Consider the following 17,244-nt stretch of genomic DNA (forward strand, 5'->3'; position numbering starts at 1 on the left):
CCAGTGCTTTATCCACTACATCAGATAAATTGTTTTGCCTCAGCAAGGCATCAGGTATTTTTGAAGTGATTATTTTTACGATCGCCTGATACAACTGATCATGTTTTGTTTTATCCAGCGTCAGTCCTGCTGACTCTATAGCCGTGCAGATCTCCTCCTGAACGGCATCCCACATATCGCTGTTCAGGTCTGTTGCACGGCGGCCGGTGGCCGGGTCACCATTAGTAAAACCATTTTTGCCCTGACCAAATTTATCGGCCTGGGCAGTAGGTGTATCAATTCGATGCATTATCTGTTCCTTCCGGGTAAGCAAAAACGACGACAGTATGTGACGGTGCAAGTTTTTCGATTACGCACTCTGCAACCGTGTCGCCCCAGGTTCTGATTGCGGAGTTGCACGCACTGGTGCAGGTCTGCCAGTTAACGTTGGCGTCAGCAGGGATATTTACGCGCCAGTAATAACGCCAGAATTCTCCCCATTCCGGATCGGGGCTGCTGTCGAGGTTCTGAAACTGTTCAATCGTCGCGGTGGTATAACCCAGCGCGTCCAGCTGGTTACGGTAGAACTGTTCATTGATTCCGCCTGCCACGTTGGCCTTTGCATCCAGACGTTGCTGACGCTGGACCAGCGATTGCACACCGTCCGGCGTGCAGGAGTCTGGCAGGCCATAGACGGTTTCATACCGGTCAATCAGCTCTGTTGTCTGCGCCGGGTCGATTTCCTTCATCAGCGCATCTGCACGCTGATGCACGCGCGTAAGCGACGGGGCAAGGCCTTCTATCAGTGGGTTTTCCCCCTCCCATGCCGGACCTGGCGGAAGCAACCTGTAGAGGAGTTGCTCATACTCATCCTGCATTGCCATCAGCTGCTCGCCTCCGTATAGGTTGCCCAGGTGATGGTGCCAACAACGGGCAATTCGGTAGATCCCAGCGCAACGTCTGCAACCGGCGCTCGCAGCTGATGAGCGACCTCACCCGTTGCCAGGCTGATCGCTTCGCTGATGCGTGACAGGTAAACTTTTCCGTCAGGAACACCATCACGCAACATCAGAGAATTCAGCTCAGCGGTTACGGCTGCGCGGATTTCTGCGGTATCTTTCGCCAGCGCGATCGTCATCGGAATAACTTTTTCAGTAGCCGCGAAAACGAAAAGACCTGCGCCTGCAACGGGAGCCAGTGGCAGAATATGGTTACGGACAGCCTGAACAAGATCATCGCCCGGTGCCGGGTGCGTCGGGTCGCCGGTTGCCACCATGACGCCTACGGTTCCGGTTCCCTTGTAGTGGCGCAGTGTCCACGCCCGGGTGATACCCGCAATCTCTTTGGCCCAGATGACATAATCCGGGTCAGCACCACCCTGAGGGATCCAGTAATAGCGCTCCATTACGCGGGCGCGCCAGGTCTCCAGCTCTTCTATGTCATCGCCGCCCACCACCGTATCGGCATAACCAGTAGATGGGATGCCACTTATCGGCGTCCCCAGGCGTAAGGCAATGCCGTCATCAGTGTTTCCTGCTGCTCCAGGGCTATCAGCCGCCAGCGGCACGCGCAACACGCCACCTGCCGCTTTCACGGTTTGCGTGGTAGTAAAGGTCACCTGGTCATCACGCTGTATCTGCGTACCGGCGGGAAGCGTCGGCGTTCCGCTGATTCCATCCCAGCGCACATATCCCGCCGCGGCCATGGCATCCTTTCGGGGGCAGCGCTTGATTCTTCCGTGCCGGTATAACCAGTCCTCATCGCACAAATCGGGCAACATATTGCGCGCCAGATAATCGATATAGCCGTAGAGGGTATGAACTGCAGCGGCCTGCACCCGCGCGTACACTTCTGCATCCATCCTGCGTAAGAGCACATCCTCCTGGAAGCGCGTCAGCAAATCGCTGCGGATGGTGGCTATTAGTTGCGGGAGTTCAGGCCGTGAAAATTGACTGTCAGCCATCGAGTTCACTCCAGATGTCATCAAAAGTAATGTTGTGAATGGTGCCGTCACGCTGGTAGATCGTTATCCCCGCCGCCAGCGTATCGATCCCGGTACGTTCTGCGGTTACGTTAACGCGTGCGGCCACGCCGTCCTCGGTCATCCAGGCCAGCGCCTGCTGCATATACTCGCGTGCATCCTGTGGAGTTTTATTAGTGAGCTTCCGGCGTTTCAGCAGGTACAGGCGGGAGCCGATGCGATCGTTCTGTACCGTCGGCCAGGTATCACCCCACCAGCCGTAGGGGTCTGGTGTACGGTCGTCGCTCTCGGCGCGCCGCCACGAAAAAAGAGAAATAACGACAGAACGTGTTAAAAGGTCGAGTGGGTCCGTGGACTCCTTCAGGAGCCCGTTGACATAGAGGATCATGATTTAGCTCATCGGTTGGTTTGGTTTATCCGTCGTACCGCCGCCGTCGCCATTTTCTTTGTGGGTATGCCCGTTATATGTCGTGCGCATAGCGGACATCGTTTTGCCCGCGCCATCGCAGAGATCTTTTATCTCGCCGGTGGCCTCAATAGCCATTTCGAAACGGGCTTTAGGAGCATTGGTAAAAATTATCGGTTTACCGCCACCGTTGACAACGATCCCGGCACGGGTCAGCGTTACCGACTGCCCCTGGTCGTCGTAAATGGCGACTTCTCCGCGTGCCAGGCCTTTCAGACGGTACCGCCGGTCAGCGACCACCACGGCAACACCGTGGGAACGATCGCCACCAGGAAACAGCATCACGGCTTCTGCACCATTTTGCGCAGCGGACGTAAAGCCGTACGGCTCCAGGTGTTCCACGTTTTCTTTCAGTTCGCCGGCGATCAGCCGAAGACCGGCAGCCTGACATTTTTTTGCAGTATCAAGCGCAGTGATAACAGCGCGCGTGACAACGTTCTGAAGAGAAGATCCAGCCATCAGAATTCTGAGCCTCCCGATGTTTTTTTCTTTTTCTTCGGCGCAGCCGGTTCTGGCAGGTATGCGTCAGCAGGCCCTACGCGGATTTCACACGTAGTGCCGTTGTTGTCTTTGATGTATGTCACTTCGGCGATCACAAGCGTTTCGTTATCGAAACCATTCAACGGGTCGTAGACAATGACCGAGAGATTTGGCCGCCAGAGTTCGCCGTTGCCCTGCCGCCATCCCTGAACCGTGTACGTGGTTTCACGCGTTTTTGCGGCACGTTGTCTGACCTCAAACTCACAGCGGGATTTGCAACTGTCCGTCGTCGCGGGGCCGGACTGCTGGACGGTGTGCGGGCGGTAGCGGGTCACTCCGGTATCTGTTGTGCTCTGTCGAATGGCGGCGATCGTTGCTTCACCGAAATCGTCATCTGTGCCGGGGCGCTGGCCGGTGACCAGGTAGCTGGAAAACCGATCGCGGACACTGCGCTCTGTATCGCACGAAAGAATATTTTCTCCCAGTACAAGCGCCGTGGCCGCTTTCTCAGCCCCTGGCTTACCGAGCACCAGCCTGCCCTGTGCATCATCGTAGGCCAGCGCCTGCACCTGCCCCAGCAGTCGGTTAAGACACTCCACCACCGTTTCACCGTGTTCCGGCTGAGCGTCAATGACTGCAGTCGCAGGTGTACCTGCGTCCACGACGTCCACACCGAACGGTTTAGCAAGCGCGCTGGCGATACGGAAAAGATTTTTACCATTGTGCTGTGCTGGCGCCGCCGAACAGTCAATAAGGTCTGCTGTTTTGCTGCGGCCAACGATCCCCATGGTGATTGCCGTTGCATCGTAGCGTAGCGGTAACGCCTCAACCCAACCCGTAATCACCAGGTCATCACCTATCATCACCTCAACGCGGTCGCCGTTTTTAATCTGCGGCACACCATCACTGCCAGGCCATCGACGGGTGATCGACACGTTAAAATCACGGGCAACACGGTCAATCCCCGCGCTGATGCGGGAAGATGTCCAGCCGCCCCACTCGCGGCCATTCACACGTAAAAAAACGGTATTGTTCATCGGACCGGTACCCTCAGAGGTTTAACAGGCACAAAACCCGGATGGGGAACCACATTACGGGTGAGAATGTCATCTTCCCGCGCCGCGTCGTCATACCAGCCCGCCGCCAGCACCAGCGCAGGGAGAACCTCCGGGGGAGTGCGCTCAGCCGTGATTTCCACCTGTGCAAGACGTGCAGAAATATCCCGGTTCAGGTCCGTTCTGAGCACAGTGATTTGCTGAAAAATCCTGTCGTCGGTGATGCGCAGCTGCTCCTGATCGATAGCTGAATTCAGTGCCGAGCGAATTTCAGTTAATTCGTCCCACGTGGGCGGATCTTCTTTCACCGTCGTACTGCCCGAGCCGTCCAGCGCGGGATGTGAAATATTGATGATATCGTTAGTTGATGCACCGCCGGTTAACTTCCCGGTTTGCCCCTGCGGCGCCACGATGGTTTTCGGCTGTGCCAGTGTGGCGACGGTCTGGGATGCCGTGCTGATTGCCGTGGAACGGATCGCTGCAGCAACCATATTACTGCGGGATTTCTGCATCCCAACGGAACCGGGTTCTGTCGGCCAGGTTCCCCGTGGCGCCAGCCCTGGCTCAAGGGTTACACCGGACATGGTTTTTATCATTGTCACCAGGTCTGAAGTATCGCCTGTAAGCCTGTCACCGGCGCGCCATGCTTTTTGCAGCGCTCTCACGAAATCACTGGCTGCGCTGGGCGGCATCAGAATGACTGACAAATCCCCCTGCAGCAGTCGCATCGCCGCTGAGACGCCGGAATCAACCATCCGGAACGCGTCGGCAACATCGCCGAGCATCGCGGCTGCGTCGGCCAGTACGTCATTTTGAATAAAATCAGCGATGCCGGAGAGTGAGAAAGCAGAAAACATGCTTTCGATAGCGTCATCAAACAGGCCGCCTGATTGTGTGAGGCGCTGTGCCGTCGCCATCCCCGCCACAGGAAAAGAAAGCTCGCCGCTTTCCACGAACTGGAAGGAAACGCGGCACATGCGCCCTTCGGCACTGCTGTGCGTGACCCTTACCTGTCCGTCGATACTGCCCTGCATTTCTCCATACTGAGGATGGACAAGCGTACCCGGCCCGGCGGTTTCAATAGCGCCTATAAGACGATCGCGCTTATCGGCGTAATCATCACCCACAAGATAGGCATTAATGGTCATCCGGCGCGTTGCCCGTCCTAAATCCTCCGTGAACGGTTTATCACGATTGGGGTATTCGTGTACCTGAACACGGCGCCCAAATGAACCTTCATCGTCTTCCACCGAGAAGGGTACGCCGCGAAACGACGCATCACGAAGACGATCGCGCCAGTCGTTTGAAGAAAAAAAGGCCATAGAGTTACCTCAATGAAAAAACCCGCCGAAGCGGGTTTTAATCTTTGACAAATACTTATTAGTTTAAATATCTACAGTTCTGTTAAATGAGAATAGGGAAATTATAGTAGCTATGACTGCGCCATACATCCCTATTTTGTTACCGAACAAATCCATTACTAAAGGAAATGCCACCAACAAAAAGACCAAGCATAATATAGCCACTATGGCTGCAGATGGTTTATTTTTGGGAAAAGCTATTAAATTAACCAACACACCACAAACAGCTGCAGGTACATTTAAAATAATCCCATAAAGTATTGCCAGTAAAATTGACTCACCCATAAACATATCCAAAGCATTTCTAGAACAGGCGTCTATGCTAGCATAAATACATCTATTTGTTTCTGAAAGGTGAATAACCGACATCGTGAGTCACATCCATCAGTGGATTACCCGCTTTCGGGATATCCAGCACTCTCATGCCAGGTGGAGCATTATCAAAAGTGACTTTTAACTCACTGCGTTGTGCCGCTGGCGCAGCTGCACGATCAAGCACCGGCCCCTGACCCAGGAACGGTGGATTTAGCGAAAAATTATCCCTCGTTGTCTGCCCTGTCAGCATTTCACGCTGTTGCACCTGCTGCTTGTTGTTATACCAGCCGCCTGAGTTCCAGCGATTTTTCAGCGACTGCCAGAATGAATCGGTATGGTCGGCTTCCTTCGCTGCATCAGCTATCTCTTTAAGCTGCTCAAACATGTATATCGCGACAGCAATCTGAACAGTGGTCGCCCCCAGCGTAGCAATTTTTCCCAGCACACCGGAAAGCTGCGTTGCTAAGGTCAGAGCTGTACGAAGAGTACCTAGCGTTTTGACAGTAAACACCCCTGTCATATACAGGCCAACACCGCCCAGAACAGTTTCCCAGCCGCCAAATGCCTGGGCAACTTTATCCACTTCAACCCATGCAGCCTTTATCACCGGGGCAACATCATCCCAGTTCTGAATAATCAGCATCGCGCCTGCCGCCAGCGCAGTTATCGCCAGTTTGGCAGGAGACAGATTGATCACCGTGTTCAGGATTTTGATTGCACGTGATAACACGCCGATGGACACGCCAACACCCAGCAGCGCCGCGCCGAATTTGGCGGCTGTCTGCACTAGTTCAGGATTTGCTTTAACAAAGGGGTAATGACTCCAACTTACTGATAGTGTTTTATGTTCAGATAATGCCCGATGACCTTGTCATGCAGCTCCACCGATTTTGAGAACGACAGTGACTTCCGTCCCAGCCTTGCCAGATGTTGTCTCAGATTCAGGTTATGCCGCTCAATTCGCTGAGTGTAACGCTTGCTGATTACGTGCAGCTTTCCCTTCAGGCGGGATTCATACAGCGGCCAGCCATCCGTCATCCATACCACGACCTCAAAGGCCGACAGCAGGCTCAGAAGACGCTCCAGTGTGGCCAGAGTGCGTTCACCGAAGACGTGCGCCACAACCGTCCTCCGTATCCTGTCATACGCGTAAAACAGCCAGCGCTGACGTGATTTAGCACCGACGTAGCCCCACTGTTCGTCCATTTCCGCGCAGACGATGACGTCACTGCCCGGCTGTATGCGCGAGGTTACCGACTGCGGCCTGAGTTTTTTAAGTGACGTAAAATCGTGTTGAGGCCAACGCCCATAATGCGGGCGGTTGCCCGGCATCCAACACCATTCATGGCCATATCAATGATTTTCTGGTGCGTACCGGGTTGAGAAGCGGTGTAAGTGAACTGCAGTTGCCATGTTTTACGGCAGTGAGAGCAGAGATAGCGCTGATGTCCGGCAGTACTTTTACCGTTACGCACCACGCCTTCAGTAGCTGAGCAGGAGGGACAACTGATGGAGATGGAAGCCACGGGAGCACCTCAAAAACACCATCGTACACTAAATCAGTAAGTTGGCACCATTACCCGTGAGGATTTACCCTGCCCTGAGCTGGATGTTTTCTCGTCTGATTTTTTCGATACCGTGGCTATCTGGAATGTGAATGCAGGTGAACCTGCTGCTGCACCGCAGCCAGAAACCGATACTATCGAAACTGGCCGTACCGCGGGCATGAAGATAGTACGCAACCTCGATCAGGACTCCCGCGCGGCATGCCTTGCCCTATTCGGCGCAGTGGAGGAAATCACCGATTCGCAGTACGGCCAGGTTGTGGATTTAAATAATGATGACGATGGATGCTTCCAGCGTGAACTGGCCCAGGCCTTTGTGAAGGAGCCACGAGTGTTTGCCCTTAGCGGTGAGCGGCAGGAAGAATTACTGGCGTGGGTGCGCAAAACCATGAAGGTTTCAACGCAATGGCCTGATATCAAAAAAGGGATCACTAAGTGGATTGATACTCCGGCCGCCAAACGTGAGCCCGTATCCCCTGACATCCAGCCAGACACATCAGCCAACCTTGGCGGCAGTAACCCTACCGATCGCAGCCCTGACCTGGTGCATAATCTCGCTACTCTCCGTCTGGAAACCGCGCTTGGTATTCTCTCGGTTGCTATGGATTTCGATATCTACGCCATACCATCCGAAATTATGCGCCGCGCCAAAGAAATCGAAAGTGCAGGAACAGACCCTCGCTTTTCTGCATGGTGGAATAAATTACGTGGCACGCCGGGAATTCTGGATTTCTCCCGCGCAGCCATTATCGCGCTGATTAAAACCGCTCCGGAAGACCTGTATCTTAGGCCGGTTGATCTGCGTGCTTACATTAACCGCAACCTCGTCGAATCTAACCACGCTAAACCGGATCAAAAAACTGTTGATATCGCATGCGGCAACATCAAGCAGGAGAAAAACAATGCTGAAACCAAACCGCCTATACCTAGCGAAACTCAGCCGCCAGCAGTTTGCCCTGCCAAAGCTGCGCAGCTCGACAAAGAACTCAACGAGGCATTCGCTCAGAGCTCCTCGCCAGTGCAGCAGCCCACGGACCAGCCGAAGGTGGAGAACCTGGGCGGCGGTGTCTTCTCTGTCGATGCGCTGATTAATAATTCCCCCTCATATGAAGTCGAAAAAACGGAAAATTGTCCGGAAATGAGCGAGCGGGAAATAGAAATTGCCTACGCCCTTAACGATCTTATGTCGGGTCGCACTCGGGAACTGTCTCTTGAGGAATCCGAAAGTGATGTATTGCGTACAGGGCATCCGGTCGCGCACCTCATAGATTTAATGATCACAGATATTGCAGATACTGAATTTTGTCTCTCTCCCGATTTTGAAATTGATGAGATTCAAATGGTGGCAGCCTGCATCCTTGATCAATGGTCTGATGATCAAAGTGAACGCCAGAAAATAGCGCTTGATGCGATCGTGGAATACCGACGACCGGAACCACCAAAATCTGTCGTACTCGTTCCGCCGACCGTTACTGCAAAGCCCAAAGCAGAGCCCGAACCAGCACCTGAAACAAACGCTCCGCTTTCTTCTGTTACATACCTGCAGCAGCTGACCATTGCAGCACTGCAGGGCTTATGTTCCAACCCGGCATATTGCAATCAGTATGAGGAATTACCGGCTATGGCCGCCGGGCTTGCCCGCGGCGTGATCAACCATCAGGAAGGCTCCTGTGCGTCTGATTAACCGTAGCAAGGGAGACAGCATCGGCGGGCCAGCATGCGCCGCCGCGCTCAAATGCCATTTTGAAAAATATGGCGAGCATGGTCGCAGCGACAAAGAGACTTTTTACACCATCAAGTTCAAAGGGAGAAAAATTACGGTTGAGGTTGTTAACCGCCCCCGTAGTTACGTGGCAACGGCAATGATCGGTGCCAGGCATCTTATGTGCCTCCCTGGCCTTGGTCGGTGATTTTTGACAATCAATATACTATCTGCCGCTACGGTATTGTGCTCGTGGCGGCGTCATGGAGTTAAGCATGGCGCAAATCATTTTCGATGAAGAGTGGATGGTGGCGGGAAGGCTAACTGAGAAAACGGGGCTGGATGAAAGGCAAATAAAAGCTTATCGCCTCGGAAGCTGGATTGAAGGGGTTCATTTTAAGCGAGTACCCGCGGTACCCGGTGGAGAAAGCAAACGCGCTTTGGTCTGGTACAACTTTCCGCTGATTAATAGATTTATTCAGGAAGCATGATGAACTTTCCAACCGGCGTTGAACTTCATAACGGAAAAATCAGAATCACGTTTACCTATCGCGGCATTCGCTGCCGCGAAGTTCTCCGTGGCTGGGTGGTTAACAGCAGTAACATCAAGAAGGCGGGAAACCTTCGTGCAGTCATCGTAAGTGAGATCCAGTTCGGCCAGTTCGACTACGCTGCGCGCTTCCCTGAATCGAAGGCTCTGAAAAAGTTTTCATCAACAAAGCGGATCACGACATTTAAAGAGCTGAGCGATTTTTTCATTGATACAAAGGCTCTGGAGGTGTCGGGGGCTACCCTTCATTCTCTCACATCTGCAGTTAACACACTGAAACGTGTTGTGGGAGAAAATACTCCACTGGCTGATATTCAGCACGCCGATATCCTGAATTACCGCAAAGAACTGCTGACCGGCAGCGTATTAAACCCTTCAATGCCTAACCTGGTTAAAAAGGGACGCGCGCCCTCAACAGTCAATAAACAGATGGCGGTTTTATCAGAAATGCTGAAGCTTGCTAATCGAAGTCAGTTTATATTACACGCTCCTTATGAGGGCGTGTCCCGGCTGAAGCTATCTAAGGCAGACCCCGATCCGCTTCTACTTCATGAGTACCAGGCACTGATTGCCGCCCTTCCCCGAAAACTGGCTTTGATCATCATCGTAGCCGTCCACACGGGAATGAGGCCCGGCGAGATTTGTGCTCTGGCGTGGGAGGATATCGATCTGAGAAAAGGTGAGATTCACGTATCAAGAAGCCTGACAAACAAACGGGTGTTTGTGCCGCCGAAAACAGATGCTGGCATCAGAACGATTACACTGCTTAAGCCTGCTCATGATGCGCTGCTAGAGCAGTTCGAAATCACCGGCAATAACCCAAGGCAGCAGATCATTTTCCATCACCGGGAAATCGGCAAAACAGAGCCGCAAAATCTGCGGTTTGTGTTTTCCCCGGAAAAGAAATCGTCAGTGAATGAGAGCTTTTTTTCCAAAAACTCGATTTCGTATGGATGGAAACGGGGCACTAAACTTTCGGGAATACGTGAGAGAAATCCTTATCAGTCCCGACACACATACGCCTGCTGGACGCTTATGGCCGGTGCTAACCCTTCCTTTATCGCCAGCCAGATGGGTCATGAGGATGCGCGCATGGTGTATGAGGTTTATTCGAAGTGGATCGGCGATATGAACCAGGACCAGGTCAACATGCTGAACAACCAGATGCCGACAGCCGTGCCCCCAGGACGCCCCCAAGGTATTGGGAGTATTAAAAAAGTCATTTAATTTCATGACGCTGATTCCAAACTACATAATCAGCGTTAAACTATTCATACCATTAATTTAGGGAGAAGAGATGATGCGCGTATTGGTTGTTGAGGATAATGCATTGCTACGCCATCACCTGAAAGTACAGCTTCAGGAGATGGGACATCAGGTGGACGATGCCGAAGATGCAAAAGAAGCCGATTATTATCTCAATGAACACCTGCCGGATATCGCCATCGTCGATTTAGGGTTACCTGATGAAGACGGTTTGTCGTTAATTCGTCGCTGGCGCAGCCATGATGTTTCTCTCCCGGTTCTGGTTCTGACTGCCCGTGAAGGCTGGCAGGACAAGGTCGAAGTGCTCAGTGCGGGTGCAGATGATTACGTCACCAAGCCGTTTCATATTGAAGAGGTGGCGGCGCGCATGCAGGCGCTGTTACGCCGCAACAGCGGGCTGGCCTCACAGGTCATTTCTATCCCTCCGTTCCAGGTTGATCTCTCCCGGCGGGAATTAGCCATCAACAATGAAGTGATCAAGCTAACCGCCTTCGAATACACCATTATGGAAACGCTGATCCGTAACAATGGCAAAGTGGTGAGCAAAGATTCTTTAATGCTCCAGCTTTATCCAGATGCTGAACTGCGCGAGAGCCATACCATTGACGTACTAATGGGACGTTTGCGTAAGAAAATTCAGGCGCAGTATCCACAGGATGTGATTACCACCGTCCGTGGTCAGGGCTACCTGTTCGAATTACGCTAAATGAGACGGATTTTGCGCCACATACTGCCCCTCTCGCTACGGGTTCGTTTTTTACTGGCAACGGCCGCCGTTGTCCTGGTCTTGTCGCTTTCGTACGGTATGGTGGCGCTGGTGGGCTACAGCGTCAGCTTCGATAAAACGACCTTCCGACTGTTGCGCGGTGAAAGTAATCTGTTTTATACCCTGGCAAAGTGGGAAAACAACAAAATCACCGTTGAAATGCCGGAAAACCTCAACCAGCAGAGTCCAACGCTGGCCCTGATTTATAACGAAAAGGGAAAATTGCTTTGGGCACAGCGCGATATTCCCTGGCTGGTCAACAGCATTCGTCCGGAGTGGCTTAAAACCAACGGGTTTCATGAAATTGAAGCCGATCTTAATACCACCAGCTCGCTGATTCGTGAAGATCGCTCTCTGCAACAGAAACTGAATGAGATCCGCGCCGATGATGCCGAAACGGAAATGACTCACTCCGTTGCAATCAATCTTTATCCGGCGACGTTGAACATGCCGCAGTTGACCATCGTAGTGATCGACACCATTCCAGTGGAACTGAAACGTTCTTATATGGTCTGGAGCTGGTTCATCTATGTTCTGGCCGCGAATCTGCTGCTGGTGATCCCACTGCTGTGGGTGGCGGCGTGGTGGAGCTTGCGCCCCATCGAATCACTGGCGAAAGAGGTTCGCGAACTGGAAGAACACCACCGTGAAAAGCTCAACCCTGCAACCACGCGTGAACTGACAAGCCTTGTGCGGAACCTCAACCGCCTGCTGAAAAGCGAGCGCGAACGCTATGACAAATACCGCACCACACTTACCGACCTGACGCACAGCCTCAAGACACCGCTTGCGGTAATGCAAAGCACATTGCGTTCAATGCGCAGTTCAAAACTCAGCGTCGATGATGCTGAACCGGTGATGCTTGAACAAATCAGCCGTATCTCTCAGCAAATTGGCTACTATCTGCATCGCGCCAGTATGCGCTCGGGTAGCGCGTTATTAAGCCGCGAATTACATCCTGTAGCGCCACTGCTGGACAACCTCACGTCTGCACTGAACAAGGTTTATCAGCGAAAAGGGGTAAATATCAGCCTCGATATCTCGCCAGAGATCAGCTTCGTCGGCGAGAAAAATGATTTTATGGAAGTGATGGGGAACCTGCTCGACAACGCCTGCAAGTACTGCCTGGAGTTTGTAGAAGTGTCGGCGCGTCAGACAGAGAACGAACTGCACATTATTGTTGAAGATGATGGCCCGGGCATTCCACTTAATAAACGTGAAATGGTGTTCGATCGCGGCCAGCGTGCCGACACACTGCGTCCCGGCCAGGGAGTGGGATTATCCGTCGCACGTGAGATTGTCGACCAGTACGATGGCAACATCGAAACCGGTGATAGCTTACTGGGCGGCGCCAGAATGGAAGTGATTTTTGGTCGTCAGCAGCCCATATTGAACGATAGTTAACCCGTTATGTGAAAAATGCGAGGATCTCGCACCCAGGCTCCTGAGCTTCCGTTATAATCCGAGTCAGTAAGAGCCTGCGGAATAAAAAAATATGGACTATCACTTAACACTTAACTGGCCTGAGTTTATCGAACGTTACTGGCAAAAACGCCCGGTGGTTCTGAAACGCGGGTTCAGTAATTTTATCGACCCCATCTCTCCAGACGAACTGGCCGGTCTGGCCATGGAAAACGAAGTCGACAGCCGCCTGGTCAGCCACCAGGACGGGAAATGGCAGGTCAGCCACGGTCCTTTCGAAAGCTATGATCATCTCGGTGAAAACAACTGGTCACTGCTGGTGCAGGCGGTCAACCACTGGCACGAGCCGACTGCCGCATTAATGCGTCCGTTCCGTGCCCTGCCTGACTGGCGAATGGACGATCTGATGATCTCCTTCTCCGTACCTGGCGGCGGTGTGGGTCCGCATCTGGATCAGTACGACGTATTTATCATTCAGGGAACTGGCCGCCGCCGCTGGCGCGTGGGCGAAAAAGTGCCGATGAAACAGCACTGCCCACATCCGGACCTGCTGCAGGTAGACCCTTTTGAAGGGATCATCGACGAAGAGCTGGAGCCGGGGGATATTCTCTACATTCCGCCTGGATTCCCGCACGAAGGTTATTCACTGGAAAATTCGCTGAACTACTCTGTCGGGTTCCGTGCACCAAGCGGTCGCGAGATGATCAGCGGTTTTGCCGACTATGTTCTGCAACGCGAGCTGGGCAGTTATCGTTACAGCGATCCCGATGTCCCAGCGCGCGAGCACCCGGCTGATATTCTGCCAGAAGAGCTGGATAAACTGCGCGGCATGATGCTGGATTTGATCAACGAGCCCGAACATTTCCGTCAGTGGTTTGGTGAGTTTATCAGCCAGTCGCGTCATGAGCTGGACGTTGCGCCGCCAGAACCTCCGTATCAGGCCGATGAAATTTATGATGCGTTGCAACAGGGCGACAAGCTGGTTCGTCTGGGCGGGTTGCGCGTTCTGCGGATTGGCGAAGAGGTGTTCGTCAATGGCGAGAAGCTGGATTCACCACACCGTCCTGCCCTCGACGCCATCGCCAGCCATCTGGTGCTGACTGCTGATACCTTCGGCGATGCGCTGGAAGATCCCTCTTTCCTCGCGATGCTCTCTGCGCTTGTAAACAGCGGGTACTGGTTCTTTGAGGACTGAGTTGTAAACATTTGCCGGGTGGCGGCTGCGCCTTACCCGGCCTACAAAAGCTCGATCCCGTAGGCCCGGTAAGCGCAGCGCCACCGGGCATTATTATTTGCGCTCACCCGCTGCAAAATCCTCAATCTCTCCAGCCCAATCCACCGGATACAACCCTTCCCGTACTTCACGATGAAACGTTGAATACGGCCAGTCGATAACTTTGCTAACATAACCATGCTTCATCGGGTTGATGTAGATATAATCCATATGCCGCCGATAGTCTTCTTCGTTACGGATGGTGTGTTCCCAGAAGCGCGACTGCCAGATGTGACGCATTTCAATGTTACGACTGAACGTTTTTTTGATATCCCGCCAGCGAGCCGAAAAATCACAGTCTCCTTCCGGTAAGGTCCAGATACAGTGCATATGTTCAGGAAGGATAACCCAGGCGTTGATGGTGAAGGGTTTAGCTCGTTTAACCGTTGAAGTGGCGGAACGCAGGCTATTGATATGGCGGGTAAGCAAATCACTCTGGCGGTTTTGCAGGTTGACGGTGAAAAACCAGGTTCCACCGGGGATGTAGAGGCGACGATAGTTTGACATGGGCATTCCTTGCCTTAACGCCGGGTGGCGGCTGCGCCTTACCCGGCCTACATTCTGATCGTAGGCCCGGTAAGCGTAGCGACACCGGGCAATGTCTTACTGCTTCGCGGTTAACTCCGCTATCCGCACAATCACCTTCACTGCTTTTTCCATCCCTTCCAGCGTCACAAATTCGTGTTTGCCATGGTAGTTGTAGCCACCGGTAAACAGGTTCGGGCAAGGCAACCCCATAAATGACAGCTGGGATCCATCAGTGCCGCCACGAATCGGTTTTAAGATCGGTTCAATGTCGCAATCGCGCATCGCCTGCTGGGCGATATCAATAATATGCGGATGCGCCATCACCTTCTCACGCATATTGTAATAGCTGTCTTCGATGATCAGCTCGATATAGCAGTCAGGGTGCAAGCCCTTCCCAACCTTCTTCGCGATCTCCATCATTTTACGCTTGCGCGCTTCAAACGCTTTGCGGTCAAAATCGCGGATGATGTAGTGCATCTGCGCGCTATCTACGGTGCCTTTGATGCTGGTCAGGTGATAGAAACCTTCATAGCCTTCCGTCTGCTCCGGGCTTTCTTCTACAGGTACTTCCGCATGAATGCGTGATGCCAGCGACAACGCATTCACCATCACTCCTTTGGCGGAGCCTGGATGAACATTGTTCCCGACAATCTTGATCGTCACCGATGCGGCATTGAAGTTTTCATACTCCAGCTCACCTACACCACCACCATCGACGGTATAAGCCCACTTCGCGTTGAAGGCCTCCACATCGAAATGTTTCGCCCCCTTTCCGACCTCTTCATCAGGCGTGAATGCCACGCGGATATCACCGTGTGGAATATTTTTACCCTTCAGTACCGCCAGCGCGGTCATGATTTCCGCGATCCCCGCCTTGTCATCTGCCCCCAGCAGCGTTTTCCCGTCGGTGGTGATCAACGTCTGGCCGAGTAACTGGTGCAGCACCGGAAACATCACAGGAGAGAGCACTTCATCACCAATGCCCAGCGCAATATCACCGCCGCGGTAGTTTTCAACAATCTGCGGGTTCACGTGTTTGCCGCTAAAGTCCGGAGAGGTGTCGACATGGGAGATAAAACCAACCGCCGGAATATCGCCCGGGACATTTGCAGGCAGCGTTCCCATCACAGTGCCTTTATCGCTTAACGTGACGTTAACCAGCCCCATGGCGTCAAGCTGCTCTTTAAGCAGGTTTAATAACTTCCACTGGCCTTCGGTGCTCGGCACCTGGCGGACACCCGGTTTAGATTGGGTATCCAGCGAAACGTACTGTAAAAAACGCTCAAGTAATTTATCCATGCAGTCACCCTCACTTTTTGTGACAACATTATCAATAAGCATCAAAACGCAAATATTGCGTCAGGTCACTTTTATCCCGCAAACGAGAATATTTAATGAGATGGTCACTCCCTCCTTCCCGGTACTATGCTGAGGACAGGCTTTCATTCGGAGAACTATCATGGAAAACATTGCGCTCATTGGTATCGATCTGGGTAAAAACTCTTTCCATATTCATTGCCAGGATCGTCGCGGGAAGGCTGTTTACCGTAAAAAATTTACCCGGCCAAAGTTGATCGAATTTTTGGCGACATGCCCCGCTACAACCATCGCAATGGAAGCCTGTGGCGGTTCTCACTTTATGGCACGCAAGTTGGAAGAGTTGGGGCATTCCCCAAAGCTGATATCACCACAATTTGTCCGCCCGTTCGTTAAAAGCAATAAAAACGACTTTGTCGACGCCGAAGCTATTTGTGAAGCTGCATCGCGTCCGTCTATGCGTTTTGTGCAGCCCAGAACGGAATCTCAGCAGGCAATGCGGGCTCTGCATCGTGTCCGTGAATCCCTGGTTCAGGATAAGGTAAAAACAACCAATCAAATGCATGCTTTTCTGCTGGAATTTGGCATTAGCGTTCCCCGAGGAGCTGCCGTTATTAGCCGACTGAGTACCATTCTTGAGGATAATAGTTTGCCTCTTTACCTCAGCCAGTTATTGCTGAAATTACAACAGCATTATCACTATCTTGTTGAGCAGATTAAAGATTTGGAATCCCAGTTGAAACGAAAGTTGGACGAAGATGAGGTTGGACAGCGCTTGCTGAGCATTCCCTGCGTCGGAACACTGACAGCGAGTACTATTTCAACTGAGATTGGCGACGGGAAGCAGTACGCCAGCAGCCGTGACTTTGCGGCGGCAACAGGGCTTGTACCTCGGCAGTACAGCACGGGAGGTAGGACGACATTGCTGGGAATTAGTAAGCGAGGTAATAAAAAGATCCGAACTTTGTTGGTTCAATGTGCCAGGGTATTCATACAAAAACTGGAACACCAGTCTGGCAAATTGGCCGATTGGGTCAGGGATTTACTGTGCCGGAAAAGCAACTTTGTCGTCACTTGTGCTCTGGCAAACAAGCTGGCCAGAATAGCCTGGGCCCTAACGGCACGACAGCAAACTTATGTAGCATAACGGCAGAAATACACCGGTTTAAAGAATTACTGATCTGGTTTTGCGAATACTGATATTGATGATACTAACGG

The 17,244-nt window shown here is 52.6% G+C and carries 19 protein-coding genes and 1 pseudogene; 8 read left to right on the forward strand and 12 right to left on the reverse strand.

Annotation, left to right across the window (positions count from 1 at the left end):
* Positions 1-78: 78 nt before the first annotated feature.
* The 10 genes and pseudogenes from AC0XWG_RS21225 to AC0XWG_RS21270 all read right to left on the reverse strand — a co-directional run.
* A pseudogene (locus AC0XWG_RS21225) lies at positions 79-289 on the reverse strand (phage tail protein); the annotation flags it as partial.
* The gene (locus AC0XWG_RS21230) at positions 276-863 is read right to left on the reverse strand and encodes a YmfQ family protein (RefSeq protein WP_063144566.1); all 588 of its coding nucleotides are present in this window, start codon (positions 861-863) and stop codon (positions 276-278) included. The pseudogene AC0XWG_RS21225 and the gene AC0XWG_RS21230, both read right to left, overlap by 14 nt.
* Entirely contained in the window at positions 863-1,942 is a 1,080-nt protein-coding gene (locus AC0XWG_RS21235) for a baseplate J/gp47 family protein (RefSeq protein ID WP_475681027.1), read from the reverse strand. The genes AC0XWG_RS21230 and AC0XWG_RS21235 overlap by 1 nt, the downstream gene beginning before the upstream one ends.
* Complete coding sequence (locus AC0XWG_RS21240) at positions 1,935-2,348, reverse strand: phage GP46 family protein (protein WP_475681028.1); 414 nt, start codon at positions 2,346-2,348, stop codon at positions 1,935-1,937. The genes AC0XWG_RS21235 and AC0XWG_RS21240 overlap by 8 nt, the downstream gene beginning before the upstream one ends.
* Positions 2,349-2,351: 3 nt before the next feature.
* On the reverse strand, positions 2,352-2,885 hold the full coding sequence (locus AC0XWG_RS21245; RefSeq protein WP_475681029.1) for a phage baseplate assembly protein V: 534 nt from the start codon (positions 2,883-2,885) through the stop codon (positions 2,352-2,354).
* Positions 2,885-3,943: a phage baseplate assembly protein gene (locus AC0XWG_RS21250; protein WP_475681030.1), complete on the reverse strand. Its 1,059-nt coding sequence runs from the start codon at positions 3,941-3,943 to the stop codon at positions 2,885-2,887. Before AC0XWG_RS21250 ends, AC0XWG_RS21245 begins: the two co-directional genes overlap by 1 nt.
* Entirely contained in the window at positions 3,940-5,283 is a 1,344-nt protein-coding gene (locus AC0XWG_RS21255) for a DNA circularization protein (protein WP_475681031.1), read from the reverse strand. The genes AC0XWG_RS21250 and AC0XWG_RS21255 overlap by 4 nt, the downstream gene beginning before the upstream one ends.
* 63 nt (positions 5,284-5,346) lie before the next feature.
* Entirely contained in the window at positions 5,347-5,691 is a 345-nt protein-coding gene (locus AC0XWG_RS21260) for a hypothetical protein (RefSeq protein ID WP_475681032.1), read from the reverse strand.
* A complete protein-coding gene (locus AC0XWG_RS21265; protein WP_475681033.1) occupies positions 5,660-6,424 on the reverse strand; it encodes a hypothetical protein in 765 nt (254 codons plus the stop codon). Before AC0XWG_RS21265 ends, AC0XWG_RS21260 begins: the two co-directional genes overlap by 32 nt.
* 41 nt (positions 6,425-6,465) lie before the next feature.
* A protein-coding gene (locus AC0XWG_RS21270; RefSeq protein WP_223216367.1) for an IS1 family transposase occupies positions 6,466-7,163 on the reverse strand; the annotation gives its coding sequence in 2 pieces (ribosomal slippage) (positions 6,466-6,914 and positions 6,914-7,163; 699 coding nt in all).
* Between the two features lie 112 nt (positions 7,164-7,275).
* Between AC0XWG_RS21270 and AC0XWG_RS21275 the strand changes: the two genes are divergently transcribed.
* The 7 genes from AC0XWG_RS21275 to AC0XWG_RS21305 all read left to right on the forward strand — a co-directional run bounded on the left by AC0XWG_RS21275 (position 7,276) and on the right by AC0XWG_RS21305 (position 14,103).
* Positions 7,276-8,886, forward strand: coding sequence for an exodeoxyribonuclease VIII (locus AC0XWG_RS21275; protein WP_475681034.1), 1,611 nt, complete (start codon positions 7,276-7,278; stop codon positions 8,884-8,886).
* Positions 8,873-9,112 (forward strand): DUF4060 family protein, encoded by a 240-nt coding sequence (locus AC0XWG_RS21280; RefSeq protein ID WP_475681035.1) that lies wholly within the window; start codon positions 8,873-8,875, stop codon positions 9,110-9,112. Before AC0XWG_RS21275 ends, AC0XWG_RS21280 begins: the two co-directional genes overlap by 14 nt.
* Before the next feature lie 67 nt (positions 9,113-9,179).
* Positions 9,180-9,395, forward strand: a complete 216-nt coding sequence (gene xisR, locus AC0XWG_RS21285) for an excisionase family protein (protein WP_475681036.1) — start codon at positions 9,180-9,182, stop codon at positions 9,393-9,395.
* Positions 9,395-10,681 (forward strand): site-specific integrase, encoded by a 1,287-nt coding sequence (locus tag AC0XWG_RS21290; protein WP_047747794.1) that lies wholly within the window; start codon positions 9,395-9,397, stop codon positions 10,679-10,681. The genes xisR and AC0XWG_RS21290 overlap by 1 nt, the downstream gene beginning before the upstream one ends.
* 73 nt (positions 10,682-10,754) lie before the next feature.
* Positions 10,755-11,426 carry a two-component system response regulator PhoP gene (phoP, locus tag AC0XWG_RS21295; protein ID WP_475681128.1) on the forward strand — a complete coding sequence of 224 codons (672 nt, stop codon included), beginning with the start codon at positions 10,755-10,757 and terminating at the stop codon, positions 11,424-11,426.
* A complete protein-coding gene (gene phoQ / locus AC0XWG_RS21300; protein WP_028019016.1) occupies positions 11,427-12,890 on the forward strand; it encodes a two-component system sensor histidine kinase PhoQ in 1,464 nt (487 codons plus the stop codon). It begins immediately after the preceding gene.
* Positions 12,891-12,981: 91 nt separating this feature from the next.
* Positions 12,982-14,103, forward strand: coding sequence for a ribosomal protein uL16 3-hydroxylase (locus tag AC0XWG_RS21305; RefSeq protein ID WP_108090189.1), 1,122 nt, complete (start codon positions 12,982-12,984; stop codon positions 14,101-14,103).
* A 93-nt stretch (positions 14,104-14,196) separates the two neighbouring features.
* Here AC0XWG_RS21305 and AC0XWG_RS21310 read toward each other — a convergent pair whose 3' ends face one another.
* Positions 14,197-14,688: an REP-associated tyrosine transposase gene (locus AC0XWG_RS21310; RefSeq protein ID WP_128348828.1), complete on the reverse strand. Its 492-nt coding sequence runs from the start codon at positions 14,686-14,688 to the stop codon at positions 14,197-14,199.
* 96 nt (positions 14,689-14,784) lie between these two features.
* Positions 14,785-16,008 carry a peptidase T gene (gene pepT / locus AC0XWG_RS21315; RefSeq protein WP_032666982.1) on the reverse strand — a complete coding sequence of 408 codons (1,224 nt, stop codon included), beginning with the start codon at positions 16,006-16,008 and terminating at the stop codon, positions 14,785-14,787.
* A gap of 160 nt (positions 16,009-16,168) precedes the next feature.
* On the opposite strand from pepT, the gene AC0XWG_RS21320 reads away from it, so the two are divergent.
* A complete protein-coding gene (locus AC0XWG_RS21320; RefSeq protein WP_000427623.1) occupies positions 16,169-17,173 on the forward strand; it encodes an IS110-like element IS4321 family transposase in 1,005 nt (334 codons plus the stop codon).
* Positions 17,174-17,244: the final 71 nt, after the last annotated feature.

Source organism: Enterobacter sp. DVT3837, from assembly GCF_056238685.1.

Bases quoted from the DNA above. Each gene is read 5' to 3' on its own strand.
- AC0XWG_RS21230 (WP_063144566.1), bottom strand. From the start codon at position 863: ATGGCAATGCAGGATGAGTATGAGCAACTCCTCTACAGGTTGCTTCCG.
- AC0XWG_RS21235 (WP_475681027.1), bottom strand. From the start codon at position 1,942: ATGGCTGACAGTCAATTTTCACGGCCTGAACTCCCGCAACTAATAGCC.
- AC0XWG_RS21240 (WP_475681028.1), bottom strand. From the start codon at position 2,348: ATGATCCTCTATGTCAACGGGCTCCTGAAGGAGTCCACGGACCCACTC.
- AC0XWG_RS21245 (WP_475681029.1), bottom strand. From the start codon at position 2,885: ATGGCTGGATCTTCTCTTCAGAACGTTGTCACGCGCGCTGTTATCACT.
- AC0XWG_RS21250 (WP_475681030.1), bottom strand. From the start codon at position 3,943: ATGAACAATACCGTTTTTTTACGTGTGAATGGCCGCGAGTGGGGCGGC.
- AC0XWG_RS21255 (WP_475681031.1), bottom strand. From the start codon at position 5,283: ATGGCCTTTTTTTCTTCAAACGACTGGCGCGATCGTCTTCGTGATGCG.
- AC0XWG_RS21260 (WP_475681032.1), bottom strand. From the start codon at position 5,691: ATGTCGGTTATTCACCTTTCAGAAACAAATAGATGTATTTATGCTAGC.
- xisR (WP_475681036.1), top strand. From the start codon at position 9,180: ATGGCGCAAATCATTTTCGATGAAGAGTGGATGGTGGCGGGAAGGCTA.
- AC0XWG_RS21290 (WP_047747794.1), top strand. From the start codon at position 9,395: ATGAACTTTCCAACCGGCGTTGAACTTCATAACGGAAAAATCAGAATC.
- phoP (WP_475681128.1), top strand. From the start codon at position 10,755: ATGCGCGTATTGGTTGTTGAGGATAATGCATTGCTACGCCATCACCTG.
- phoQ (WP_028019016.1), top strand. From the start codon at position 11,427: ATGAGACGGATTTTGCGCCACATACTGCCCCTCTCGCTACGGGTTCGT.
- AC0XWG_RS21305 (WP_108090189.1), top strand. From the start codon at position 12,982: ATGGACTATCACTTAACACTTAACTGGCCTGAGTTTATCGAACGTTAC.
- AC0XWG_RS21310 (WP_128348828.1), bottom strand. From the start codon at position 14,688: ATGTCAAACTATCGTCGCCTCTACATCCCCGGTGGAACCTGGTTTTTC.
- pepT (WP_032666982.1), bottom strand. From the start codon at position 16,008: ATGGATAAATTACTTGAGCGTTTTTTACAGTACGTTTCGCTGGATACC.
- AC0XWG_RS21320 (WP_000427623.1), top strand. From the start codon at position 16,169: ATGGAAAACATTGCGCTCATTGGTATCGATCTGGGTAAAAACTCTTTC.